General features: G+C 67.5%; 25 protein-coding genes and 4 pseudogenes. 17 read left to right on the forward strand and 12 right to left on the reverse strand.

Features of this window, described 5'->3' with window-relative positions; all coding sequences use genetic code 11:
• Nucleotides 1–256 precede the first annotated feature (256 nt).
• Nucleotides 257–532 (forward strand): glycosyl hydrolase, encoded by a 276-nt coding sequence (locus ACQEVG_RS18515; RefSeq protein ID WP_432984648.1) that lies wholly within the window; start codon nt 257–259, stop codon nt 530–532.
• Between the two features lie 72 nt (nt 533–604).
• On the opposite strand, the gene ACQEVG_RS18520 is transcribed toward ACQEVG_RS18515, so the two are convergent.
• Nucleotides 605–1,534, reverse strand: a complete 930-nt coding sequence (locus ACQEVG_RS18520) for a LysR family transcriptional regulator (RefSeq protein WP_432984651.1) — start codon at nt 1,532–1,534, stop codon at nt 605–607.
• Between the two features lie 105 nt (nt 1,535–1,639).
• Between ACQEVG_RS18520 and ACQEVG_RS18525 the strand changes: the two genes are divergently transcribed.
• A complete protein-coding gene (locus ACQEVG_RS18525) occupies nt 1,640–2,083 on the forward strand; it encodes a nuclear transport factor 2 family protein (protein ID WP_432984654.1) in 444 nt (147 codons plus the stop codon).
• 14 nt (nt 2,084–2,097) lie between these two features.
• Nucleotides 2,098–2,691, forward strand: coding sequence for a short chain dehydrogenase (locus tag ACQEVG_RS18530; protein WP_432984657.1), 594 nt, complete (start codon nt 2,098–2,100; stop codon nt 2,689–2,691).
• Between the two features lie 156 nt (nt 2,692–2,847).
• Here the strand turns inward: ACQEVG_RS18530 and ACQEVG_RS18535 are convergent, their stop codons facing one another.
• From ACQEVG_RS18535 to ACQEVG_RS18550, 4 genes are all read right to left on the reverse strand, one after another.
• Nucleotides 2,848–3,138 carry a hypothetical protein gene (locus tag ACQEVG_RS18535; protein ID WP_432984660.1) on the reverse strand — a complete coding sequence of 97 codons (291 nt, stop codon included), beginning with the start codon at nt 3,136–3,138 and terminating at the stop codon, nt 2,848–2,850.
• A 301-nt stretch (nt 3,139–3,439) separates the two neighbouring features.
• On the reverse strand, nt 3,440–3,859 hold the full coding sequence (locus tag ACQEVG_RS18540; RefSeq protein WP_432985483.1) for an ATP-binding protein: 420 nt from the start codon (nt 3,857–3,859) through the stop codon (nt 3,440–3,442).
• 533 nt (nt 3,860–4,392) lie between these two features.
• Nucleotides 4,393–4,788: a DUF7221 family queuine tRNA-ribosyltransferase-like protein gene (locus tag ACQEVG_RS18545; RefSeq protein WP_432985486.1), complete on the reverse strand. Its 396-nt coding sequence runs from the start codon at nt 4,786–4,788 to the stop codon at nt 4,393–4,395.
• Nucleotides 4,789–4,982: 194 nt separating this feature from the next.
• Entirely contained in the window at nt 4,983–5,675 is a 693-nt protein-coding gene (locus ACQEVG_RS18550; RefSeq protein WP_432984663.1) for a TetR/AcrR family transcriptional regulator, read from the reverse strand.
• A 52-nt stretch (nt 5,676–5,727) separates the two neighbouring features.
• On the opposite strand from ACQEVG_RS18550, the gene ACQEVG_RS18555 reads away from it, so the two are divergent.
• From ACQEVG_RS18555 to ACQEVG_RS18565, 3 genes and pseudogenes are all read left to right on the forward strand, one after another.
• Entirely contained in the window at nt 5,728–6,846 is a 1,119-nt protein-coding gene (locus tag ACQEVG_RS18555; protein WP_432984666.1) for an FAD-dependent oxidoreductase, read from the forward strand.
• Nucleotides 6,847–7,123: 277 nt separating this feature from the next.
• Nucleotides 7,124–7,463, forward strand: a pseudogene (locus ACQEVG_RS18560) (transposase); the annotation flags it as partial.
• Between the two features lie 563 nt (nt 7,464–8,026).
• On the forward strand, nt 8,027–8,722 hold the full coding sequence (locus ACQEVG_RS18565) for a hypothetical protein (RefSeq protein WP_432984669.1): 696 nt from the start codon (nt 8,027–8,029) through the stop codon (nt 8,720–8,722).
• On the opposite strand, the gene ACQEVG_RS18570 is transcribed toward ACQEVG_RS18565, so the two are convergent.
• Nucleotides 8,610–10,208: a tetratricopeptide repeat protein gene (locus ACQEVG_RS18570; protein ID WP_432984672.1), complete on the reverse strand. Its 1,599-nt coding sequence runs from the start codon at nt 10,206–10,208 to the stop codon at nt 8,610–8,612. The genes ACQEVG_RS18565 and ACQEVG_RS18570 overlap by 113 nt on opposite strands.
• Before the next feature lie 128 nt (nt 10,209–10,336).
• Here ACQEVG_RS18570 and ACQEVG_RS18575 point away from each other — a divergent pair, with 128 nt between their 5' ends.
• The 5 genes and pseudogenes from ACQEVG_RS18575 to ACQEVG_RS18595 all read left to right on the forward strand — a co-directional run.
• A complete protein-coding gene (locus ACQEVG_RS18575) occupies nt 10,337–10,891 on the forward strand; it encodes a hypothetical protein (protein ID WP_432984675.1) in 555 nt (184 codons plus the stop codon).
• A gap of 131 nt (nt 10,892–11,022) precedes the next feature.
• Nucleotides 11,023–11,445: an NUDIX hydrolase gene (locus ACQEVG_RS18580; RefSeq protein WP_432985489.1), complete on the forward strand. Its 423-nt coding sequence runs from the start codon at nt 11,023–11,025 to the stop codon at nt 11,443–11,445.
• 583 nt (nt 11,446–12,028) lie between these two features.
• A pseudogene (locus tag ACQEVG_RS18585) lies at nt 12,029–12,115 on the forward strand (IS5 family transposase); the annotation flags it as partial.
• Nucleotides 12,100–12,771, forward strand: a pseudogene (locus ACQEVG_RS18590) (ATP-grasp peptide maturase system methyltransferase); the annotation flags it as partial. The pseudogenes ACQEVG_RS18585 and ACQEVG_RS18590, both read left to right, overlap by 16 nt.
• Before the next feature lie 32 nt (nt 12,772–12,803).
• Nucleotides 12,804–13,112 (forward strand): annotated as a pseudogene (locus ACQEVG_RS18595) (transcriptional regulator); the annotation flags it as partial.
• A 345-nt stretch (nt 13,113–13,457) separates the two neighbouring features.
• On the opposite strand, the gene ACQEVG_RS18600 reads toward ACQEVG_RS18595, so the two are convergent.
• The 6 genes from ACQEVG_RS18600 to ACQEVG_RS18625 form a co-directional block, all read right to left on the reverse strand.
• Nucleotides 13,458–14,018 (reverse strand): hypothetical protein, encoded by a 561-nt coding sequence (locus tag ACQEVG_RS18600; RefSeq protein ID WP_432984678.1) that lies wholly within the window; start codon nt 14,016–14,018, stop codon nt 13,458–13,460.
• Nucleotides 14,015–14,344: a hypothetical protein gene (locus ACQEVG_RS18605; protein ID WP_432984681.1), complete on the reverse strand. Its 330-nt coding sequence runs from the start codon at nt 14,342–14,344 to the stop codon at nt 14,015–14,017. Before ACQEVG_RS18605 ends, ACQEVG_RS18600 begins: the two co-directional genes overlap by 4 nt.
• Nucleotides 14,341–15,387: a conjugal transfer protein gene (locus ACQEVG_RS18610; RefSeq protein ID WP_432984684.1), complete on the reverse strand. Its 1,047-nt coding sequence runs from the start codon at nt 15,385–15,387 to the stop codon at nt 14,341–14,343. The genes ACQEVG_RS18605 and ACQEVG_RS18610 overlap by 4 nt, the downstream gene beginning before the upstream one ends.
• 905 nt (nt 15,388–16,292) lie before the next feature.
• Nucleotides 16,293–16,577: a hypothetical protein gene (locus tag ACQEVG_RS18615; RefSeq protein ID WP_432984687.1), complete on the reverse strand. Its 285-nt coding sequence runs from the start codon at nt 16,575–16,577 to the stop codon at nt 16,293–16,295.
• Nucleotides 16,578–16,700: 123 nt separating this feature from the next.
• Nucleotides 16,701–17,303: a hypothetical protein gene (locus ACQEVG_RS18620; protein ID WP_432984690.1), complete on the reverse strand. Its 603-nt coding sequence runs from the start codon at nt 17,301–17,303 to the stop codon at nt 16,701–16,703.
• Nucleotides 17,304–17,751: 448 nt separating this feature from the next.
• Nucleotides 17,752–18,306: a DNA cytosine methyltransferase gene (locus ACQEVG_RS18625; protein WP_432984693.1), complete on the reverse strand. Its 555-nt coding sequence runs from the start codon at nt 18,304–18,306 to the stop codon at nt 17,752–17,754.
• A gap of 153 nt (nt 18,307–18,459) precedes the next feature.
• Between ACQEVG_RS18625 and ACQEVG_RS18630 the strand changes: the two genes are divergently transcribed.
• The 6 genes from ACQEVG_RS18630 to ACQEVG_RS18655 all read left to right on the forward strand — a co-directional run bounded on the left by ACQEVG_RS18630 (nt 18,460) and on the right by ACQEVG_RS18655 (nt 22,349).
• A complete protein-coding gene (locus ACQEVG_RS18630; protein ID WP_432984696.1) occupies nt 18,460–19,296 on the forward strand; it encodes a tyrosine-type recombinase/integrase in 837 nt (278 codons plus the stop codon).
• Complete coding sequence (locus tag ACQEVG_RS18635) at nt 19,296–19,589, forward strand: tyrosine-type recombinase/integrase (RefSeq protein WP_432984699.1); 294 nt, start codon at nt 19,296–19,298, stop codon at nt 19,587–19,589. The genes ACQEVG_RS18630 and ACQEVG_RS18635 overlap by 1 nt, the downstream gene beginning before the upstream one ends.
• Before the next feature lie 208 nt (nt 19,590–19,797).
• Nucleotides 19,798–20,505, forward strand: coding sequence for a hypothetical protein (locus tag ACQEVG_RS18640; protein ID WP_432984702.1), 708 nt, complete (start codon nt 19,798–19,800; stop codon nt 20,503–20,505).
• A 13-nt stretch (nt 20,506–20,518) separates the two neighbouring features.
• Nucleotides 20,519–20,740 carry a hypothetical protein gene (locus tag ACQEVG_RS18645; protein ID WP_432984705.1) on the forward strand — a complete coding sequence of 74 codons (222 nt, stop codon included), beginning with the start codon at nt 20,519–20,521 and terminating at the stop codon, nt 20,738–20,740.
• A 37-nt stretch (nt 20,741–20,777) separates the two neighbouring features.
• A complete protein-coding gene (locus ACQEVG_RS18650; protein WP_432984708.1) occupies nt 20,778–21,662 on the forward strand; it encodes a tyrosine-type recombinase/integrase in 885 nt (294 codons plus the stop codon).
• Between the two features lie 57 nt (nt 21,663–21,719).
• Nucleotides 21,720–22,349, forward strand: a complete 630-nt coding sequence (locus ACQEVG_RS18655; protein ID WP_432984711.1) for a DUF6000 family protein — start codon at nt 21,720–21,722, stop codon at nt 22,347–22,349.
• The last annotated feature ends 186 nt before the right edge of the window (nt 22,350–22,535 follow it).

Here is a 22,535-nt window from a genome sequence, read left to right on the forward strand (position 1 = left end):
CCGCGACTTCGTGACCGACGCTCATCTCGAACGGGCCAAGGGACAGGGCAAGAACCTGCTAGGTTCAACGAACCCGACCTGGCGGACCAGGCGTAGATGTCCGTTAAGGAGGCGCTCGACCTGTGGCCCCGGCTGCAGTCGACCGGAATGCGCCTGGGGGTACCGCGGTGGCCACCGGCGGTGACTTGGCCGGCGGCTGGCTCGACCGCTTCATGAAAGGCGCCGCCGCCCGCGGCTACGGGTCGACTTCATTCCCTTGCATTGGTACGGCTCGGACTTCAACGCCCAGGCCGCGACCGGTCACTTGAAGAACTACCTTCGTGCCGTGTACCAGCGCTACAAGAAACCCATTGGGCTGACCGAGTACGCCTTGATCGACTTCTCCAGCGGTACGCCAAGGTATCCGACCAAGGCCAGGCAGGCGGCCTTCGTGAAGAAGTCGACCGCCATGCTGGAAAAGCTGCCGTACGTCAAGCGGTATGCGTGGTTGACGCTTTCCACGCTTGCCGCTGGGTCGAGATCAGAGCGGTGAGGGCGGACTCAACCCGCCCTCACGCCGACTTCCAAAATCCCTTGGACTCCAGTCGGAGCCGCTTGGTCGCGATCATCTGTCCGTGGTCAGGCTGGTGTCTGTGACGCGGCCGTCGTTGCATACGGCGCGGCAGCTGCGGACGAAGGCGTCGACGGTGTCGTCGACCGGTTGGCTGCGGGGCCAGGCGACACCGATCTGGCTGGGAATGACGCCCGTCACGGGTCGGTAGACGACGTCGGGGCGCTGGTAGAAGCGGGCGGTCGCTTCGGGGGTGAGGCTGACGCATCGGCCGTGGGCGATCGCATTGAGCCATTCGTCGGGGTGGTGCGCGACGGCGCCGATGCGTACCGGGTGGCCCTCGCGCTCATCGGTCGCGAGCCAGTAGTCGCGCCATGCCCCCGATTCGGCGGGGGTCGCCACGAACGGTTCGTCGTACACATCCTGGAACCTGATGTGGTCCTCCGACGCAAGGTGATGCCCTGCAGGCAGGGCGATCCAGCGGGGTTCGGTCAGCAGGACCTCGACGTTGAAGTCGCTCTGCGCGGGCACCGGCAGACGTAGTAGCGCCACGTCGGCCTCGCCGGTGGCCAGTCCGGCGGTGGGGTCGGTCCATTCGGCCTGCCGCATCTGGACTCGCCAGCCAGGTCGGCGCCGTGCGAAGTCGGCGATGATCAGCTGGGTGTGCTCGTTGGCGGCGCTGGCGACGAAGCCGACCCGTAACGTGCGTTCGGTCCGGGGTGTGGCGGCTCGCGTGAGGCGCAGAGTACGTTCCCATGCGGTCAGTACGGCGTCGGCGTGTGCGGCCAGGGCCTGTCCGGCCTCGGTGGGGGTCATGCCGGCGCGGGAACGGACGAACAGGCCCACGCCGAGCTGGTCTTCCAGCCGCCGGATCTGCTTCGTCAGCGCGGGCTGCGAGACGTAGAGCCGTTCAGCGGCCCGGGTGAGGTTGCCTTCCTCGACCACTGCGGAGAAGTAGCGCAGCAGACGGGTGTCGATATCCATGCCGCCAGGTTATGGAAGCAGGTATTGGACGACTACGGCGGACTGACGGGATCGTTGATCACGCAACCGGGCAGCCCGGTACCGAACCCATCGGGGAGCATCCACGTGACAACGAATGACGCCGTGCCCGACTCCAAGGTCGAGGCCATCAACCACTTCTTCGCTGCCTACGCCGCCAATGACGTCAAGGCGATGAGCGCGATCCTGGCTCCGGGCATCGAGTGGACCATCCCGGGCCACCACCCGCTCTCGGGCACCAAGCACGGACTGGACGAAGTGGTCAGCTTCTTCGACCAGCTCGGCAAGGCCGGCTTCCAGGCCGAGCCCGTGTTCCTGGGCAGCAACGGCGAATACGTCGTCGACATCCACCGCGGCTGGACGACCCAAGGCGTCGGCCAGGTCGACACAATGTGGGCACTGGTATGGCATTTCGACACAGAAGGCCAGGTTGACCGAGTGGTCAACCTCAGTGGTGACCAGCACCAGATGGACACCTACGTCTGGGCCAACTTCCCGCTGGCGCCCCTTCCGGGCCGTCTCGCCCGATGACGGGCGGAATCAGCATGAAGATCGTAGTGATCGGGGCGACCGGCACCATCGGCCGCGCGGTCGCCGACGTGCTGGAGACCGAGCATGAGGTGATACGGGCTTCACGCAACGGCAGCACACGGGTCGACCTGCAAATCCCGGGCTCCATCGACGCCCTCTTCGACACCGTCGGCACGGTGGACGCGGTCATTTGCTGCGCGGCCAGCGGTCAGCTCACGCCGATCACATCCCCTTCCGACGACGAATTCACTCTCGGTCTGAAAGGCAAACTGCTGGGGCAGGTGATGCTGCTGCGCCGGGCTGTGAACCATGTGCGCGACGACGGCTCCATCACACTCACCAGCGGCGTCTTCAAGGAGCCGACGCCAGGCAGCTCGTTCGGTGCTCTCGTCAATGCCGGCCTGGAGGCGTTCGTCCACGCTGCGGCCATCGAGATGCCCCGCGGGCTGAGAGTGAACGTCGTCAGCCCGGGCTGGGTGAAGGACACCCTCGAAAGGCTCGGCATGGACAGCCGGGGAGGCACGCCGCTGAGCGATGTCGTCCACTCCTACATCCAGGCAGTCACAGGCTCGATGCAGGGGCAGACGTTGACCCCGTCGCCTCGCTGAGACGTCGCTACCGACTCTCAGGAGGACCCCACCCCATGCGGCGGAGTGCCAGGACAAGGCCGTCGGACGAAAGTCGCCGCCAGTACCCCAGAAGATCCCGGCACTTTTCGAGACCTCGGAACAGCCCGACAACCTTGATTCCGACAACCCACTTGCCTAATGAAGGCACGCGTAGTCACAGCCCTTGTTGATCTCGTACGACGCGCGTACATAGCCGTAGGGCGACACGTCCCGCACCAGCACGACGTCGCGCAGCGCGCGGCCGCTGATGTCGGCTGCCCAGTGCCGAGACACCACTGAGGACAGCCAGTCGGGGACCAGACCATCGTTCGCGGCCCAGTGGCGGAGCTCGGCGAAATGCAGGGGCGAGATCTTGAGCCCCTGCCCACTCCCCGGGATCAGAACGAGCCGGTCGCCGAGGAAGGGGGCAGCAATCAAGCGATGCACGGCAACTCCAGGTGGCCGCAGTTTGAGGTTAGGCCGGCCTCCGGATGCGAGCCGGCAGACCAACACGCCTCGAGCGCAGCCTCGACCGGGCCAGAGAACTGGGCGTGATCGTGGTAGCTGACCTCGCCGCCCAGAAGGGTGGAGAGGCCACCGGAGGCGACTTCCCAGCCCGGGTTCCGCAGGCGCATCTTGCAACGGGATGTGCTGCAGGAACCCCAGGTCCCCGGGCGGCCTCAACATGGATGTGGGAACAGCGGTGCCCGGGGGCGGATCGGCAGGCCGCAGGAACTCGCGGTACTCATCAACCCTCCTCCGCGGTGGAGAGGATGCACCAAGTGAACCGTCCGTCCGAGCTCACGCCCCAGGCACCGTGCCGAGCGTTCACGAGATAGCCCACGAGATCGAGCCCTCGACCGCTCTCCGCGTCGTCGCCAGGCTGGCTCGGAAAATTGGGCACCCTGGGGATGCCGTCGCCGACCTGGATACGCAGCTCGTCGTCGACGACACAGAGCACCAGGGTGATTTCCGTCCCGCGGCTGTGCAGCAGGGAGTTGGTGAGCAGCTCGCTCACGATCAATTCCGCGTCATCGAGAAGGCCGCGGAGTCCGCAGCGGGCCACATGGTCCCGGACCAAGCGCCTCATACTTGCCACGCGGCGTGTGTCTTCCTCCGGAACCCCGCTGCGGTCAACACACGGGCTGACCGCGAAACAGGTATGCATCACCACCTCGCCACGGAACACCGCGGTCGACGACGGTGGCCACGCCGGCGTTGGGAGATTCACGTCAGGACTCTCCGTAATGCCTTGGTGGACGGCCATAATCCGGGCCACTGACCATGCACCCGACCAAACTCGAGCATGTCTTTCACGCGGCGCCGGGTGAGAGCCACGCCATTCCACGCTCCTGGGAGGCTATGCAGCTCAACCATCAGGTTCTCCTCACACGGCTCGTTGGCGAACACATCAAGAAAACCGTGGTAAGCGGAGCGTGGATAGGGTTGAGCGAGGCGCGGCTGCCAAACGTGCCACAAGATCGTTCCCGGTCCGGCCGGGCGGACACCCGAACTGACTTGGCGCCAGTTCCAGCTGCCGCATGCCCAGTTGACCAATAGTTGGCACGGACGACTCGACCCGGGCATAGCCTGCAAGCCCATGTTGACAAACGTGACTCAAGATCATCAACAGTGCGGGGGCGCATTATGGCGCGCGAGCGGAACGAACAATTCGACGCCTTACTCAAATAAGCAGACTGGTCACGAGCCCAGGCGGCGAGTGCGTTCGTACGCGTAGCGGGGGCAGTTCTGGCACTTGGCGGCGCGATGGGTGCAGCTGGCCATGCGAGGTGCTCGGCGGGCTCCGGTCGACCAGGCCATCGAGTCGGCCGAGGCGAGCAGGTGGCCGTACTTGGTGATGCCGTGGACCTTGACCCCGAAGCCATGCAGGGCCAAGCCGCGGTCGGCGAAGGTGGTGACGATGGCGCCGATCTCGCCGGTGGCCTGGCGTCGGCAGACGGATCCGAGACCGACGATGGGTTCGGCAGCCAGATTCACCCCCGCGGCTTCGTACAGCTCCGCACATTCGAGGTAGCTGGCCAGGGTGGAGCCCTGCAGGACGGGCATCCACGGGATCTCCGGAGCGAGCTCCTGCAGCTGCTCGAAGTTGTCCCCTTTACCGACTCTCGATGTGTGCGGGTGGACTCTGAACTTAGGCGATGCGTCGCGTAGATGTCCGTGACGGTTTCGAGCCGCCCATCAAAGCAGCGGCTTTGCACGTCGCCGGGTCGCTCACCACTGGTCAGGTCCGCGCGACCCAGACCTCGCTCACATTCGCCAGGAGCTGAGCGTCACGCCGGCGGCCGGGTGAGTTTGGCGGCCACGGCGTCGAGTACCCAGTCCAGGCCGGTCGCGAAGGATGTCTCGGCGTCCACGTCCGTACCGTCGTACACGGCCTTGGTCAGCGCCGGGAAGCGGCCCGTGGCCAACATTCTCGTCAGGTGCGGGCCGCGGGCGCGCTGCCATTCGTGCTTGGACAGGCCCGTGGCGCGCTCGGCCCGCAGATTCGTGATCTCGCGCCTGATCGCGCCAGTGAAGTAGGCGCTGACAGTTTCCACTGCGCGCATGACGGTGTCGATGTCGGCGAGGCCGTCGAGGGCGGACAGGGTGGACTCGGCCACGGCGAGGCCGTTCGGGCCCAGGGTCGGGCGGCCGCCGAGCAGGTCGGCCAGCCATTCGTGACGGAGGGCGGCCTGCCTGGTGCGGTGGGCGAGGATGCGCAGCGCCTCCCGCCAGTCGCCGGGCTGCTCCTCGGGGAGGATCTCGGCCTGGACCTTGTCCACCATGAGGTCGAACAGCTCCTCCTTGGTGGAGATGTATCCGTACAGCCGCATCGGGCCGGCCTCCAGCCGGGCGGCGACCTTGCGCAACGACACCGCCGCAAGGCCGCCCTCGTCGGCCAGCGCGATGGCGGCGGCGACGATCCGCTCCCGGTCAAGCGGCACGGGGCGAGTCGGCGGCTCCGGCCGGTCCCACACGGTCATGGTCACTCCGAACTGTTGCGATGCATCGTAGTGAGAAATACAGTGTATCGATATGAGACACCGTATCGCTGTGGTCGGATGCGGCCCCGCCGGCCTTACCTTCGCCCGCGTCCTGCACCGTCATGGTCACCCCGTCACCGTCCTTGAACGCGATCCCGCCCGCGACGCCCGCCCCCCGGGCGGCACGCTGGACCTGCACGAAGGGCTGGGCCAGCTCGCGCTGGAAAAGGCGGGGCTGCTGGCAGAGTTCCAGGCGCTGTCTCGTCCCGAGGGGCAGGCCATGCGCATCCTGGACGCTGACGGGACCGTCCTGCGCGACTGGCGACCCCGTCCAGACGACCGGGCCAATCCCGAGATCGACCGCGGGCAACTCCGTGACCTGCTGCTCGGCCCTCTCGACGTCCGGTGGGGGCGGGGCGTGACGCAGGTGGTGGCGGAGAGTCGGGATGGCGTGCTGGTCCATTTCGCGGACGGGCGACAGGAGACGTTCGACCTCGTGATCGGCGCGGACGGCGCCTGGTCCCGGGTCCGCCCGGCGGTCTCGTCCGCGGCGCCGCAGTACGCCGGCGTCACCTTGGTCGAGAGCTCCCTGGACGACGTCGACACCCGCCACCCCGACCTCGCCCGGTTGACCGGCGACGGTTCCGTGGCTGTGTACGGCGTAAACCGAGCTCTCGTCGCCCAGCGCACCAGCGGCGGCCACGTCAAGGTGTACGCCCAGTTCCGCGCACCGCTGGACTGGCACACGAACCTGGACCTGGCCGACGTCGAGGCCGTGCGATCGAGTCTGCTGGCTTTGTTCGACGGCTGGGCCGCTCCCGTCCTCGACCTCCTCCGCCACGGCACCGCTTTCGTCCACCGCCCCCTCTACGTCCTGCCCGTGTCCCACACCTGGAACCACGTCCCCGGGGTGACGCTACTGGGCGATGCCGCCCATCTGATGCCCCCATTGGGGGCGGGCGCGAACCTCGCGATGCTGGAAGGCGCCGAACTCGCCGAGTCCATCGCCACCGGCCCTGGAGATCTGGACGAGGCCGTCCGCGCGTTCGAGGAACAGATGTGGGCACGGGCCGGCAGGTGGGCGAAGATCACGACGGCCGGTCTGGAACGCCTCGTGAGCCCGGACCCCGCCGAAGCCCTCGCCCTCTTCGACCAGGTCCAGCCATCCTGACTGCCGGAAGACGGTTGTGTGAGCTTGTTCCGCTTTGACGGACACCATCGGTGTGGTGGTCAGGCTGCGAGTGCGGTCTCGTATTCGGCGGGACTGCGGTAGCCGAGGCTGCTGTGTAGTCGGTGCAAGTTGTACCAGCCCTCGATGACCCTGTTGCTCAATTGGGTGAATGGGCGCGATCTTGCCCCTGGGTGAGGTCGGAGGGATGGAGGCTTCGAGTCGGCGGCCAAGTTTGGGTGATCGTCATGTGGTCGCGGGACGGGGTGACGACGTGTCGATGGGGGCGGGCTCGGGCCGGGAGGTTCCGGAGGCGACACGGGTCGTCGCCCATGCGGCGTTTCAAAAGGGGTGCCTGGCGATGCGGGTCCGGGACGAGCTCGGCCCGCTGTTTGCCGATGAGACATTCAGATCCGCCTTCGGTGTCCGAGGCCGTCCTGGCGTCTCGCCTGGCCAGCTCGCGCTGGTCAGCGTGCTGCAGTTCGCCGAGAACCTCACCGACCACCAGGCCGCGCATGCAGTACGGGCCAGGATCGACTGGAAGTACCTGCTGGGCCTCGAACTGGCCGATTCCGGCTTTGACTTCACCGTGCTGGCAGGGTTCCGTGACCGGCTCCTGGCCCATGGCCTGGAGGGGAAGATCCTGGATCTGCTGCTGGAACGGCTGGCAGAGCTGAAACTGGTTATGTCGAAAGGCAGGCAACGCACAAGTTCCACGTCATTGCGGGTTCTGTCGACGATGCCCCGGCGATGTGCATCAGATGTCAGTGCTTGGTCGACTGCAGAGGCAGCGAGGCACTGACCGTGATCGACAACATCGGACGGAGACGTTTCGCGGAAGGCCGTGGTTCGCAGAATCCAATCAGTTCGGTCGGCGTCTTCCCTTCGTGCCTCGCGTGGGGGTATCCGCCGCTACCTTCCGCTTGTTGTTCGGTTGTGTGAGGGCGTGATCACGGTGCAGCGGACATGGAGCAGCATTCGCAGACTGACCGCGATCAGCAGAGCAAGTCTCTCAGTCCCCGCACGACAGGCCATGGTTGATAAGCAGGTGCTCCCCGGGCGTTCCGTCCTTGACTACGACTGTGGCCGTGGGGGCGATGTGCGTGCACTCCAGCAGCTGGATTGCCAAGCGGTCGGCTGAGATCCGTTCCAAGCCGATACGAGGCTGGAGCCGGCGGAAGTCGTGCTCCTCACCTACGTCCTCAATGTCATCGAAGACCCACAGGAGCGGCGCAAGACCCTGAAGGAGGCGTGGGGCCTCGCTGAGACACTCCTCATCGCCTCCGCGCGATTGACGTGGGAGAAGTCGGAGGTCAGGGGCGAGGCATTCGGCGACGGCCTACTCACCAGCCGGCAGACCCTGTTGTGGGGATTTCGGCCCTGCTGTCCGACGGCATATGCGAAACTCGCGGCCTACGGGGCCTCCGCCAGGGAGGCCGAGACGAGGGGGAGTGCCGGCGTGATCTGGAACATGGCGCTTGCTGCACCGACGACCGGCGTTGCCGGGCCGGGGATCGTCGAGCAGGTCGGCGCGTTACTCTTCGGCGTGGTGCTGGGCTGGTTCCTCTACTACGTAAACCGCCACCGCGACGACAAGATCGGGCTGCGAGACGTCGGGACCCTCATCAGTACGCTTGGTGGCGGCGCAATGATGTCTTTGTTCCCTGATGGGGGGCGGCTCTTCGGCTGGTACTCCATTGGGGTAGCGGCCGGATTCTTCGCCTATCTCGTGGTGCTTCTCCTGACCATCAGGAAGTCGCCGGGCTTCACCATCGACTTCCTGTTGGACGGGCGGGCTCCGGCGCTCGGCGGGCAGCGGCAGACGCGACAGCGGCCGCTGGCGGGCGAGGCGCTGCAAGGCTTGCAGAAGGCCGACTGACCTTCTCAGCCAAGAAACCGGTGGATGGGTTCGAGGTTTTCGTGAGCGAGTGCTGCACGGAGGATCTGCTCGAAACGTTCGTGGCCGAGTTCGGTGCACGTTGTCGTTCGAGCCAGTGCTGGCTCACGCCCATGCCGGGTGACCGGAGCTCCACTTGGATCAGCAGGCCACGAGCGGTAAAGGGCAGCGCCTCGGCAGTTCTGCTGAGTTCCGTGAGGACGATGCCTAGGCCCTGGCAGGCCGAAGCCAGGCCGGCCAGGTCGCCGAGCTCCTCGAATGCCGTCAACGCTTTCCGGTAGTACTCCAGAGCCGTATCGCCCTCTCCGTACTCCCAGGCCAGGTCGCCCAGGCTGCGGAGGCCGGCGGCAGTGCCCGCCCGGTCGCCCAGTTCCTCGAAGACCGTCAGCGCATGCTGGTAGCCGAAGCGTGCTTCGTCGAGCAGACCCTGGCGCTGCGCCACGACCGCGAGGTTCTGGACTGTCTGCGCGGTCGCTGCTCGGTCGCCCAGTTCCTCGGTGATCTGCAGGGCCTGCTGATACAGCTCTGTCGCCTCCTCCAGAGCGCCGCGCAGGTAGGCGAGGTTGCCGAGCTGATGCAGGGAGGCAGCCTGCCCGGCGCGATCGCCGAACTCTTCGGAGCTAGCCAGCGCATCCAGGTACCTCTGGCGCGAATCGTTGTAGTCGCCCCGTACCTGCGCGACCATCCCGAGTTGGTGCAGGGCGACGGCCCGGCCTGCCGAGGAGCCGGACTCTTCGAAGAGCGTGAGGGAGCGACGATAGGACTGTTCGGCTTGTTCGTAGTCTCCACGCTGGTAGGCGACGTTGCCGAGATGGTGATGTCCGCGAGCCATGGCATCCGGATCGCTGAGCGCCTCAGCGCTCAGCAGAGCTTCCTTGTAGCGGAATAGGGCACCGTCGAGGTCTCCGCGCAGCTCCGCGATTTTTCCCAACTGAAAGACCAAGCCGATACTGCGCTTGTCGTTAGCGGGCAGCCAGCCGAGAGACTCGACGCACAGGCTCTCCTCGTACGACCAGTTACCCCAAACGTGCAACTGCTCGGCGATTACCTCGGTCAACTGTAGGGCTCGGGTGAGTTCGGCGGCCTCGCGGAGGTGATACCGCGCTTCTAGAAGATCCGAGAAGTCGCGCTCGGCGCTCTGCGCCAAGTACTGGGCGCGCCACAGCCAGTACTCGGAAGCCGCTCGGTGCGCTGCCTCGATTCGCAGCTGGGGCGTTTTCTCAGGGCGGGCCGTGGCCTCGGCTGTCCACCGGTGGACGATGTACCTGGGGCCCTCGGGCGAAACGTCGTCGAGAGGATCGACGCGGGCGATGAGGCCGAGGGAGACGAGCCTGTCCAGCCGCCGTTCCAGATCGTCCGGAGGCCGGACGAACGCTCGCTCCAGGCACTCGAAGAGACGGTTCATCCGCTGGACGTCCTCGGCGGCCGATTCGAGATCGGCGATGTCCACCTCCGGGTTCGGGGCCATTAGGACGGCTCCGAGGCCGTGATCACACCCACCACGCCGGGATCATCACATCAAAGCAGCCCAAAGCCGAGACGATGGCTGCAGCTACGCTTCCACAGACCTGATACAGCGCGAGACCGGGGGAGATCGTGAGCCGACCACTGCTGTTCCTCGACGTGGACGGGCCCCTCAACCCCTATGCGGCCAAGCCAGAGAAGCGCCCCGCCGGCTACACGACAATCAGAGTGCCCCAAGACAGCGGAACCCCGGAGGAACAGAGAGGACTCTCGCGCCGTCGGCGACCCCTCCGGGTCTGGCTGAACCCGGAACACGGGCAAGCCCTGCTCCGGCTCGACTTCGAACTTTGCTGGGCCACTACATGGATGGACGACGCTAACCGGTGGATCGCCCCGGTGCTCGGCCTTCCCGAACTCCCATTCGTCGACTTCGGCGACGCCTTGTTCCAAGACCGCCCCGACGGGGTCCACTGGAAGACTCGTCCCCTGGTGGACTATGCCAACGGCCGTGGCTTCGCCTGGGTGGACGATGAGCAGAGCGATCTGGACCAGGTGTATGTGACCGCCCACCACCGCGGGCGTGGGCTCCTGCACCACGTCAACCCGCGGATCGGTCTGCGCGAGGACGACTTCCAAGCTCTCAGCGACTTCGCCCGATCCTTGGACACTTCTCGAGCCGTCGGCTGAGCCAGTCTCCAGCCCACCACATAGTTCCGTCCCAGGTTCAGCGGTCATTGCGGGACAGCCCTTAAAGCAGCGCTAGGGTCCCTCCTGCCCCACACAAATAGCAGTGAAGGGACTCTACGCCATCGCGCCCCATCGTCGACGTCATGGTGATCTTGAAGCGCAACGGGCACATCCTGCTCGCTGAGCGCGAGAACACTGGGTACGCCGACGGAATGCTCAACCTCCCTTCCGGCAAGGTCGACCACGACCGCGAGAACGTCGTCCAGGCTGCAGCGCGCGAAGTCCTTGAGGAGATCGGAGTACGCGTCGACCTCGTAGCGCTGCGGCCTGTGCACGTCATGCAATACCTGAACCCAGAGGGCGAGCAGCGCATCGGTTGGTTCTTCACGGCTTCTCATTGGGACGGCGAGCCGTACAACGCGGAGCCGCACAAGTGCGCGGGCCTGTCGTGGCACCTTCCTGACCAGCTTCCAGACAACACCGTCCCGTACAACGCGATCGGAATCTCACACTGGCTGAAAGGCGAATCATTCTCCGTCCACGGCTGGGAATGACGCTGGCACCGACGGAACCTGTAACAGATCAACGGGGTCCCTGGCGGTGAAGCTCCTCGAGGAGGACCCGATCGTCCTCGCGGTTACGGCCGCCACCCTTTGAATGCCCGCATTTCCCTGGTCACCGCGCCTTTCGGGCTGCTGAGGCTTCGTCACAACCCTTTTCGTCTCCTCTCTTTGTTGTCAGTGGGGGCAGGGATATCGGGTTCGGGAGCGCCGGATGCCTTCCCAGCGCCGGTGGGGTGGCTGCGCCCGACCGTGGGGCGGCACGGACGGATGATGGGGGGCTGAGGCCGGGACGAGGGAGACGAACGCGGCAGGATCCTCGAACCCGTTGCGCGGGGACATGCTGCGTGTGCTGGGCGTGCTGAAGGTCGTCACAGCTGATCAGGTACAGCGCCTGGCGCTGCCACACGTGACCTTTCGCCACACCGACAAGGAGATGGCGGCCAACCGGAAGGGCGCGTGCACCGCCTCGCACCACGGGGCGCTCAACGATCTGCGACAAGCAGGCCGCGAACCGCTACAACCGCTTGAGCCTCGTGGGAGTGTGAGTTCTGCTCAGATGCGAGAAGCCGTATCCCTGGCTCGCGACTACGAAACCCACCCACACCGTTCCGAAGCCATGATCCACCTCGCGATGACCGACCTGATGGCCCGCCGCCTCACCGGGCCGTGGCGGACGGGCTGTACGGGTACTGGCCCGAGGCGCGGTTCGACCGGATCGTGGCCGCCTGCTCGTTCCGCGCCGTACCGCCCGCCCTGCTGGCCCAGGCCCGGCCAAGCGGGAAGATCCTGCTCACCGTCTCGGGCTGGCTCTACGGGTACGCCCGCGTCCTGCTCACCGTCGCCGAGGAAGGCACCGCCGAGGGCCCGCTGCTGCCCGGCATAGTGTCGTTCATGTCGGCGCGTACGCACGCGGCGCTGGCATTCGGCAACCCCGCCCACTGGGCCGCGGGCCTCCCGGACAGGCCCAGGTTGGCCCGGCACAGCCCCAAGCGGATCACCGCCGCCACCGAGGAAGCGTTCCACCTGCGGTTCCTCGCCCAGAGCGCGGTGCCGGACGCGCAGATGACGACGGCTGGCGAAGTGGTGCACCTGGTCGAGTGGTGACCGGCTCGGCCGCCACCCTCACCCCCCACAACGGCGGTTGGCGGGTGCGCGAGGGCGGCCCGGTGCGCCTGTGGGAGCGCATCGAGCACGTCCTGGACGCCTTACGACGAGGCCGACCGGCCGGAGCCGGAGACGTTCACCCTGTACGTCTACGACGGCGGGCAGCATCTGCGGCACCCGCACATGTCCGGCCTGCCGCTGCCCAGGCCCTGACGGATGGCAGGCCCCAGGCGCCGGGCGAGGTCCGCGACCTCAGCGAGGCGGAGGCCGCGGAGGAGCACGCACGCCAGTCTATTGACCACGCTTGTCAGCAGCGCCGGGCACGACGGGGCGCGATGTCGCAGGCGGCCCTCGCGGTTTCCCATCTTCAACGGGGCGACCTTGAGGCGGCCCACGCCGCGGGGGTGCGAACACTGACTCTGTCGAGGCAGGTCAAGAGCTCCCGTTGCGTCGAGGCTGTGCAGGGTTTGCAGCGCCGGATGAAGCCGTTCGGCCCGGACCGTCTCGTCGTTGACTTCAACGAGCGCGCCCGGGAACTGGTCGTCGCAGCCTAGGGACACGGACCACGCAGAACGGCGCTCCGTCACGGGCCTCGGGGCCGTTCACGGGGGTGCGGTGCGTTCAGGATCGCGAGCTGCGAATGCGACAGCGGCCTCCAGTGCGGGGACGCTCGGGAGCGGCCATCGGCCCTGTTCGAGTGCGTCGAGGTGCTGCTCGTGGTCGGCGAGCTGTCAGGTGAACGGGCCGCACGCGTCGGGTGGATGGCTCGTTGGGCGGGGGTGGGCTGGGTGAGGCTCGGGGTTGTGTGCGTGGCTGAGCGGGTGGGGCTTTGCCAGTGCCGGGTTTTCCTGTGGTGGGTGAGCCTGTGTTGGCTGGGCCGGTAACAAAGAACACCGGGCTTAAGAATATCCAGAAGCAGAACACCACCCCTCCGTCCATCCGTCCGTGATGTGGACGAGGGCGCTGCCTTCGGAGCTGGAGGTGAGCCAGTAGCTGCGCGACGCGGCAACCGGGGTGGGGGAGCAACGTCGGCGGGAGGGCGCCGTGGTACGGGCCAGCCCCCGGGCTGCTGGTGCGGGTTCGATGACGAAGGTGCCCGAGAGGAAGCTGGGTCGGCGGTCGCGGGCGGCCCGGCCGCCGATCCGGCCTGCCGGGTGTCGCGCGAGGAGGGCGAGCCAGCCGAGGGCGGCGGTGAACGGGGTGCGGCCGCCGATTTTCGCGCCGCGTACCGCCCAGACGGACACCAGCCACAGCACGATCGGCACCGGTCCGAGCCAGGACCACCATGCGAACGTCTTGATCAGCAGGAGGGCGCCGCCGCCCATCACCACCAGCTGGGCGGGGGTGTAGGGGCCGAAAGGGATCACCCAGTCGCCCAGCCTGCCCAGCACCCAGGCGTGTCGGCGGCCGGCGGTGTAGACGCGGGCGATACGCGGCCGCTCAGCGGCTGGGGCGCTCACGCCCCACCACCCCGCACACCCGGCAGCCGTTCCGGCTGCCCGGAGACAACCACGGTGACGCTCCCGGCGCCGTTGGCCGGGTTGTTGACCTCATCCTTGAAAACATTCGCCAGGGTGGTGCGGGAGTTGTAGATGCCCAGTGCCAGCACCAGGCCGATCAGGGCGCCGATCCCGGCCTTGAGGCTGACCTTGCGCACGACAGTGATGACGACGATCGCGATCAGGGAGACCTGCAGGCCCTTGTCGCCCCAGCTTCCGAGCGTGGTGAGCCAGGAGTCGCCGAGGTCGGCGAGCTTTCCGGCCAGCTGTACATGGGTGGAGTTCACCGTGTACCCCCGGGTGTCGCATGGCCGGTGGTGGGCTTGGCCGGTGGGGTCTTCGCCGGGGCGCCGGCGTGCAGGACGGTGACCTCCCAGCGGCCGGAGCGGGCGGTCAACGTCAGCTGGTAGACCAGCGGCCAGCGACCGGCCCTCGCGTCCGACGCCGTAACGCGGGCCTGGACCCGCACGGTGGTGCCGTCAGCCGGTACCGCACCGGCGGCCGCCTCAGAGTCGGACGCCACCTCCTCGACCCTCACCTTCGTGTAACCCGAGCCGCTCACCGCGGTGAGCTTGGTCCCCGGCGACAGGTAGCGGCCTACCTCGCCGATGCCGGTCAGGTAGGCGTTGAAGAACTCGCCCAGCGAGGACACCAGCGCACCACCGGACGGAACAGGATGAGTAAAGGGAGATCCTGCCGCCTTGGCCCTGGCGGGACCGGCGACCTGAGCCGGGGCGGCGGTCACCGTGAACGCGCCCGGCCCGCCCGCACTCTCATCGACGGCAACCGGGACGGCGAAGTACCGCACGACCGACTGCGCATCCGCTGCCCCGGAGGAACGGCCCGCATCGTTACCGGCGGTGAACAGTGCGACGACGATGACCGACCAACTGCCGCCGCCCAACGCCACACTGCGCAGGGCCACGGTGCTCTGCGGCGGCTGCACCGTTGCCGCGCCGGACCGGGCCGGCAACGCGACGTCGGGCGCCAGCGCGTGCACAGCCTGCGCAGTGGCGCTGTCGGCCGCACCGGCATCGCTGCGCAGCCACACGTCACAGAACAACGCAGCCACCCCGGCAGGGTCGGCGGTGCGCAGTCCGGTCGATGCAGCCGCCTTGGGCTGCGCAGCGGCCACAACCGTGCGGGGCATTGCGCACGCCACGGCCAGAGCCAGCGGGCCGGCCGCGAGCGCCGCCCACACCCCGATCCGCGTCACGGAGACCCGCCGGCGCGCAATGCGCAGGGTGTCGACGGAGGCGCTCGCCCTATGCAGGGGCGGTGAAGCAGACGGCGCCACAGGGGCTGGCCTGCGTAGGGTTCGAGTCGGCATGGTGCGGCTCCTGAGAGAGGGGCGATCAGGCGTCGTCCCAAAGGAACCCCGCACCACTCACCGATTCGCTCACCGCCAGAGACCCCTTGAAATCACAGTTGGGCAACGGGCTCCACGGTGAGTTTCTGCGGCCCGGCGGTGAGTAGGCTGCGGCACTCACCGCAGCAGGTCACAGGCCCTTTCCTTCGCCCGGGTCCGGAGACGACGAAGAGGCGACAGCCCGGCCGGAACCCAAGAAATATGTGCACTCACCGCGGCATCGGGTCCACCTCGAGGCCCGCGGACAGAAACTCACCGCGAGCCGCAGCAGAACTCACCGCCAGCCGGCCGCGGCTTCGGGAAACTCACCGCGACCCAATGCGGAACTCACCACGGTGGAGGCGGTTCCGGGCACTGGCCTCGCCCTGTTTTGTTCACCGTTCTTGACCACGGAGTCGCTGTGCGCGGGCCGTCTCCTCCGTGGTCCCGTCTGCGCAGGATTTCTTTGCGCATCTGCGCGTCGGTGCGAGCCGCGGTCGTGCGCACGATCCGCTGCGGCCGACTGCGCAGCCCGATTGCACACTCTGGCAAGGAGATTGCGCTGGGGCCGTGACGGCACACCCAGCTCGGCGGCCGCGCACTGCGTAACGCGAGGTGGGACCGCGGCCCAAGAGGTCGCCCGATCCTCAGCGGGGCCGCGACCGTCCCCAGCGCCGGCCATCCCCTGACCGGCCTCCGGAACCCTCTGCGCGACGATCGCCGCACGCAACTTCGGTACGGCTGGTGCCAGTGTGCCGGGCTCGCGCAATCGCTGCGTCCCCCCGCGAGGCCGCTACGTCCTGTCACCCAGCCCGAGGAACAGGGGAAAGCCCCGGCGATCCGTGTGGGCAGAGCGCCGGGGCCAGTTGCGTACGGCGCCCGGGTCCTCAGCGCGCTGATTCGGTGGCGGCCCGCTCCGTCGCTACCTGTTCCACGTTCACCGGGGCAGCGATTCCAGTCTCGGCATGGAGGCGCTGGTTCAGCCCGGACTCGACGAGGGAAGGGGGAAGGTCTTCCCGTGGAATGGGTCCTACGAGCTGTGTCAGCTTCTTGATGCTCTCGACCAGAAAGTCGCATCGCATCGATCGGTTGATGGCGTCGTTCTGTGTCAAGTCGAGGTCTCTCCACAGAAGGTCGAGTTCGTCGCGGATAGCCGTTTCGAGGATGTGCACTCGGTCTGCATCGCTACGGGAAGTCCTGATGTTCGGAGGTGTGGGGGAGCCGTTGGCGGCGGAGGGTCGCAGCACTGCGGCACGCGGTACAACCGCGATGCGAGCCGCTGGCCCCACGACCGGTCACTTGGCCTCGGCGCGGATCTCGCTGAGAAGGCGCTGGACCTGGCGCTCGGTGATGCGCTCGGCGTCAGCGATCTGCTTCGCGGTCACCTTGCCGTCGGCGTCCTTGAGCATCGTGCGGATGCGCTCCTTGCGCTCCTCCTTGCGCACGATCCGCTTGGCGGAAGGGTCGAGCGGCTTGCCCGTTCCCTCTGGGCGGCCGGCGCCGGCGCCTTCGCCGGGACGCTGGTCGGGCCACTGGAGGATGGTGCTCCGGTACCAGTGCGCGACCCCGCACACCTCCTTGTCCGGCTTGGGGGCGTAGCCGTGGTTGATGTACGCGCGCCACGCTTCGGGTTTGAGTTCGACACCGAGCTTGGTCAGTACCTGCCGGGCCTCTTCCCGGTCCAGCAGGTCCTTTGGGGACTCCTTCTCCGGCAGCTTCGGGACCTCCCGGTCGGCGAGCTTGGCGTCGATCTGCTTGGAGTCCCAGATGAAGGTGCGTGCGCCCTCCCGGCTGATCGGCTCGGGCAGCATGTCGGCGACCGTACGGGGCAGGGACTTCTTGCCCAGGCGCTCGGCGATGTCCGCTTTGCCAAGAGGAGTGCGGCCGGCGGGGATCATTAGTTCTCCTTGTCCGGGGTGCCGACGTTGTCGCCGGCGGCTGCGGGATCATGGTTCGGGAGTCGCGCTGCAGGACCACCTGCCGTGCGACTCCAATAAATGTACACCATTTACGCGTCCCGTGTGGAGGGCGGGCGTGCACCTGGGGCTGCTGTCCGGTCCCGGTGAAGTGTGGGCAGTCCCGGTCTTCTGTAGGCAGGCTGGTCAACAAGCGTGCAGGGTGCTCACGGTGCCCGTCGAGCGTCCCGTCTATCTGTCGGCACGGCTAGTCGGGGACGCGCGATGCCTACAGATGACGGGGACCGGACAGCTGCGACGCGTCGCGCCGCAGCCCCGGTTCAAGCAGTCGCCGGGTTGATTACTGATGATCTCCGCGTGGTGTCGTCTGGCGGTCGGCAATGGCCCCGGGGCAGAGGCCCAGCCGCCCTGCGACCTCGCGGGCGGAATCTCAGTCGTTCAGGGTGGGCTGCAGCCGCTGGGCGAGCCAGTAGGCGGCGTTGACCGGCACGGCGTTGCCGACTTGCCTGGTCAGGTCGGCGGCGGTCGTGCCCTGGAAGGTGTGGCTGTCGGGGAAGCGTTGGGCTCGGGCCTTGGTCTTGAGGCTGATCATCTGGACTTCGCAGTCGTCGATAGTGCGGCCCGGTTTCACGAGCATGTGGTGGTTTCCTTCGGCGGTGATCGCGCCGATCGGCTCGTCCAGGGACTGCACGGTGCAGTGGTTGCGCAGGATGACCAGGAACGGCTTGTCGCCCAAGCGCTCGAGGCCAATGGCGACCTTGCGGCGGGTCTCCGGAACGTAGGGAGTGAACGTCTTGCGATCCGTCCGCCCGTCGCGGAACCGGCGGCCGGGCAGCGTGAGGTCAATATGGTCCCGGATCGGCCGAGTGACCGGCTCGACCACCGCATGGCAGCGCACGTTGGGGCAGCGGTACTTGTACTGCTTGCCGTAGATGCCGACCTTGCGGGCGCCGGTCTTGTCGAACCGCTTCGCCCACGCCTGCACGCCGCGAACCGGGCCGCAGGTGCGGCACAGGTATTCGGAGCGCGGCTGCAGATCGGGCAGTGGGAGGCCCTTCTTGACGAAGACGGTGTTATCTGGACAGGTCCTCCAATCAGGTGACTGTGCGCGTCTGTGGATGTGCGTAGGGTCCCCGCCATGCGCGTGGTCAAGGTGACGAGCCCGAAGCCCGGCGAGCCGTGTGTGCGGTTGGTCGACGCTGCCGGTGAGCTGGTGGCGGAAGTCGATGAGTTCTTGCGGTTGTTGGCGGTGCGGGCGTACTCGCCGAACACGGTGCGGGCCTATGCCCATGATCTGCAGAAGCTGTTCCTGTTCCTCGGCGAAGTGGAGCTGACGGCGGAGTTCACCCCGGCGCGAGCGACGGAGTTCCTGCTCTGGCTGCGGCTGGTCTCCTCGTCGCGGCGGGCACAGAGGTTGGATCTTGCGGTCGTTGCCGGTCAGGGCCGAGTGCTGTCGCCGAAGACGTGCAACCGGATCATGGCCGCGGTGTCGTCCTTCTACGAGTTCTTGATCGCCCGTGAGGTGTACTCGGGCCGGGACAATCCGATCGTCAAGGTCGCCGACCAAGCGGCTGCACGGGTTCCAGGCCGATACCGACCCCCGCTGGACAACGCCGGCAAGCAGCGTCCTGTCCGTCGGGTGTTGCGGGTCAAGACAGTGGAGGCGGTCCCCCGTCCGATGACGTCGGAGACGTACTCGGCGCTGTTGGGGGTGCTGCGCACGCGGCGGGACCGGGCCTTGCTGGAGCTGATGTGGGAGGGCGGCCTCCGCACGGGCGAGGTACTCGGCCTGCAGTTGGAGGACATCTCCTACGGCCGGCGCCGGATCACCGTCCGCAAACGTGACGACCACCCACGCCGGGTGCAGCAGAAGTCGCGCCGGGACCGCGTGGTCGACCTGCTGGAGGATCGCGCGCTGCCTGCGGTGAACGACTACATGATGCGCGAACGCCCCGCCGACGCGGAGTGCCTCTGATGTTCCTCGTCGGTGGCCGCGGGAAGAGGCGCTGCCAGCCGCTGGGCTACGACGCGCTGGTGCGGATGTTCGCCCGGGCCGCTGAACGGGCCGGTGTTCGAGATGCGTGGCTGACGCCCCATGCCCTTCGCCACACGCACGCCACGCGGATGTTCGAGGGCGGCATGCGGGAGCTGACGCTCATGACCCGGCTCGGTCACGCCACGCCGGACTCCTTGAAGATGTACACCAGGGTGGCCGATCCGGAGGTCGTCAAGGACTACCGGACGGCGATCGGAGAACAGACACCGTGAATGCGAGCGTGCCGCTGCCGCCCTCATCGCCGTCCCCCGCCCTGTGGCTGCCGGGCCACTGCCCGGAGGCGGAGTACGCGGCCTTCATCGCACGGCAGCCGACCAGCGCCGACTGGCGGCGCAAGCACCTGAACTTCTATCGGCGCTTCGTGCGGACCTACCCCGAGCTGACCAGCTGGTACGACCAGCCGCTGCGGCAACGCCTGGGATGGCGCACCGGCGAAGACCAAAACCCCGCACCGCGCCAGGCAGCGACTTCGACACCACCAGCGGGTGGATCAACTTCAACGCCCGCCCCTACCTGACCTACCTCGCGCTCACCGGCCGGCTGCGCTTGGACTGGGGTTGGCTGTTGGGGATCGGCGTGCTCAAGCCCTGGCTCGTCGCCGACCAGATGGGGCTGCCCCTGAGCAGCCAGGCCACGGATTTGCGCGAACGCCTCGTCGGCCTCGGGCACGTCCGCGACGACCGGTGGTTCCGACTGACGTGGGCGCTGATCCGGCTCGTCCTGCATCGCGGCGACTCGGACCTGCACGCGATCACCGCCGATGACGTCGAGGACCTGCGCCAGGCCATCCAGCGCCTGGACCGGATCCCCGGACTCGACCGGGTCATCGATCCGGCCTGCCTTCCGACCCGCCGCGCGGCCTGGGGCACCAACGCCTACCGAGCCGGCCTGGCCCTGTTCCACGCAGGGATCACCAACCGGCTCCCAGTCCCCTACCGCGGTCTGCCCCGCCCGCCGCTGAGCGGCAAACCGCGTATCAACGCCGTCCTCGAACGCTTCCTGGGAACGCGCCCTGGTCCTGCGTCCGGAGAGCATGTCCAGCGCCCGGGGCGGACTGCGGCGCTTCGGGCTGTGGCTGGACACCGACCGCCCCCACATCGACAGCCTCGACCAGCTGCACCGCGCTGACCTGGTCGCCTTCATGGAATCGGTCAGCCGCCTGCGGAAGATCAAGCACCCCGACGAACCACTGAGCCCGGCCTTCCGCGCCGGGATCATCTCGACCGTCGCGGTCCTCTTCCGCTATGCCGCGGTCGCCGAGTGGGACGACGTCCCGGCACGGCCACTGATCACCCACGCGGACATGCCCCGCCTGTCCAGCGGGTTCCGCGGTTCATCCCGGAGCATCAACTCGAACCGGTGATGGAGCGGGTCCGGGCCCTGCAGTGCCCGATGCAACGATGCGCTCTGCTGGTCGCCCGCTGGAGCGGGCCCGGCGCACCGAGATCCGCAAACTCCATCTGGACTGCTTGGACGCCTATCCCGACGGCACCGCGCGGCTTCGTCTGGCCGCCGGCAAGTCACTCAAGGAACGCACCGTCCCGCTCCACGAGGAGGCCGCTGAGGCGATCCGCGAGCTGGCACGGCTCCGGCACGGCCAGCCCGACCGCGGCCCGGTCGATTCCGACCTGGGCGAGCCAGTGCGCTACCTGTTCTTGCGCAACGGCACCCTGGCCCACCCCGACTACCTGTTCGCCAACCCGCTCCGGGAGATCTGCGCCGAGCTGTCGATCCTCAACGGCGAAGGCAAGGCCGCCATCCACGCCCACCGGTTCAGGCACACCCTGGGCACCGAGCTGGCGGAGAAGGGCGCCCGGATGCAGACCATCATGAAGGTCCTCGGGCACAAGAGCCCCGGCATGTCGATGACCTACACGCACATCTCGGACCCCACCGTCCTGGCCGACTACCAGGCCGTCCTGCAGCCCGGCGCGGTCATCGCCGGCCCGCTCGCCGACACCCTGCGAGCCGGCCGACTCGACCAGGACGCCCTGGACTGGCTCAAGACCAACTTCTACAAGACAGGGCTGGAGCTGGGCCGCTGCCTGCGCCTGCCGCAGGAAGGCCCCTGCGAATGCGATCTCTACCTGACCTGCGCCAAGTTCGTCACCACACCCCAATACGCCCCACGGCTGCGGCAACGTCTTTGTGTCGAACGGCAGCTGGCCGCCGATGCCGAATCCCGCGGCTGGGAGCGTGAGGTCGACCGGCATCAGCGCACCGCCGACCGGATCACCAGTCTCCTCGACGACCTCGGCGAACCCCACGACGAGCCCATCGAATGACCCGGACAACCGCACAAACGGCTGGCCGAGCAACGCGGCCCCGGACAGGATGTGGCCATGCGCCACGCCCACGAGGACCCCGAACTGCTCGCACTGGTCCACCGCTACGTCACACCCGACCGGCGCTACCTCAAGCTCGGCGGCAGCCTTCTGCGGCTGACCAAGCCCGAGCGCGCGCAGTTCACGCGGAAACTGGGCGAAGCCGCCGACGAGATCACCCCCCACGAGCTGGGCATCCTGCTCGAAGGCGGATGGCGCGAGCGCAAGACCGCGGCCTGGCTCATCGCCGTCGCCGGCAGAGCCGAGTTCCGCGAACGCCTCGGCGAACTCCTGCTCGCCAGCGAAGTCTGCTGCGCGGGTCAGGGCTACTGCGTCGCCCTTGCCACCTTCGGCACCGAAGCCGACGCGGACCTGCTGGCCGCCTACCTCGACCGCTACCTGCTCCGACCCGACCTTTACTACGACCAAGCTCCCGCCCTCGGCGCACTGTTGCACCTCGACACGAGGCTCGGAGCCGACCACGCGGCTCGGTTCCTCGCCCCGAAAGGGCTCTGGCAGCAGTGGATCGACGGCCCACCCAGCAAGCAGCACCACGATCCGCACGACTACAGCGAGATCATCGGCCAGTTCTGTGCCATCACCGACGAGAGTGCCCGGCACCGCAAGGCACAGGACCAAGAACGCTGAACCCGGCAGGGTGACACCCGATCGAAGGAAACCACCCCCACAGCGCTCGAAGTTGTCCAGATAAACGATGAAGATGCGGTCCCGGTGCTGCGGCGCAGCCTCGTTGTCCTCGCCGGAGATGTGCGCCGCGTCAAACGAAGTGATCAGGCCGTCATAGCCCATGGCATCCCACACGTTCGTCCAGGC

Origin of the sequence: Streptomyces sp. CA-135486 (assembly GCF_050936555.1) — a bacterium.
In the GTDB taxonomy this organism is placed as follows: domain Bacteria; phylum Actinomycetota; class Actinomycetes; order Streptomycetales; family Streptomycetaceae; genus Streptomyces.

Excerpts from the sequence above, each read along its gene's own strand:
- ACQEVG_RS18520 (WP_432984651.1), bottom strand. The coding sequence starts at position 1,534 with ATGGATATCGACACCCGTCTGCTGCGCTACTTCTCCGCAGTGGTCGAG.
- ACQEVG_RS18610 (WP_432984684.1), bottom strand. The coding sequence starts at position 15,387 with ATGCCGACTCGAACCCTACGCAGGCCAGCCCCTGTGGCGCCGTCTGCT.
- ACQEVG_RS18550 (WP_432984663.1), bottom strand. The coding sequence starts at position 5,675 with ATGACCGTGTGGGACCGGCCGGAGCCGCCGACTCGCCCCGTGCCGCTT.
- ACQEVG_RS18555 (WP_432984666.1), top strand. The coding sequence starts at position 5,728 with ATGAGACACCGTATCGCTGTGGTCGGATGCGGCCCCGCCGGCCTTACC.
- ACQEVG_RS18640 (WP_432984702.1), top strand. The coding sequence starts at position 19,798 with ATGGCGCACCGGCGAAGACCAAAACCCCGCACCGCGCCAGGCAGCGAC.
- ACQEVG_RS18645 (WP_432984705.1), top strand. The coding sequence starts at position 20,519 with ATGGAATCGGTCAGCCGCCTGCGGAAGATCAAGCACCCCGACGAACCA.
- ACQEVG_RS18620 (WP_432984690.1), bottom strand. The coding sequence starts at position 17,303 with ATGATCCCCGCCGGCCGCACTCCTCTTGGCAAAGCGGACATCGCCGAG.
- ACQEVG_RS18540 (WP_432985483.1), bottom strand. The coding sequence starts at position 3,859 with ATGCATACCTGTTTCGCGGTCAGCCCGTGTGTTGACCGCAGCGGGGTT.
- ACQEVG_RS18530 (WP_432984657.1), top strand. The coding sequence starts at position 2,098 with ATGAAGATCGTAGTGATCGGGGCGACCGGCACCATCGGCCGCGCGGTC.
- ACQEVG_RS18570 (WP_432984672.1), bottom strand. The coding sequence starts at position 10,208 with ATGGCCCCGAACCCGGAGGTGGACATCGCCGATCTCGAATCGGCCGCC.
- ACQEVG_RS18655 (WP_432984711.1), top strand. The coding sequence starts at position 21,720 with ATGCGCCACGCCCACGAGGACCCCGAACTGCTCGCACTGGTCCACCGC.
- ACQEVG_RS18650 (WP_432984708.1), top strand. The coding sequence starts at position 20,778 with ATGCGCTCTGCTGGTCGCCCGCTGGAGCGGGCCCGGCGCACCGAGATC.
- ACQEVG_RS18635 (WP_432984699.1), top strand. The coding sequence starts at position 19,296 with ATGTTCCTCGTCGGTGGCCGCGGGAAGAGGCGCTGCCAGCCGCTGGGC.
- ACQEVG_RS18630 (WP_432984696.1), top strand. The coding sequence starts at position 18,460 with ATGCGCGTGGTCAAGGTGACGAGCCCGAAGCCCGGCGAGCCGTGTGTG.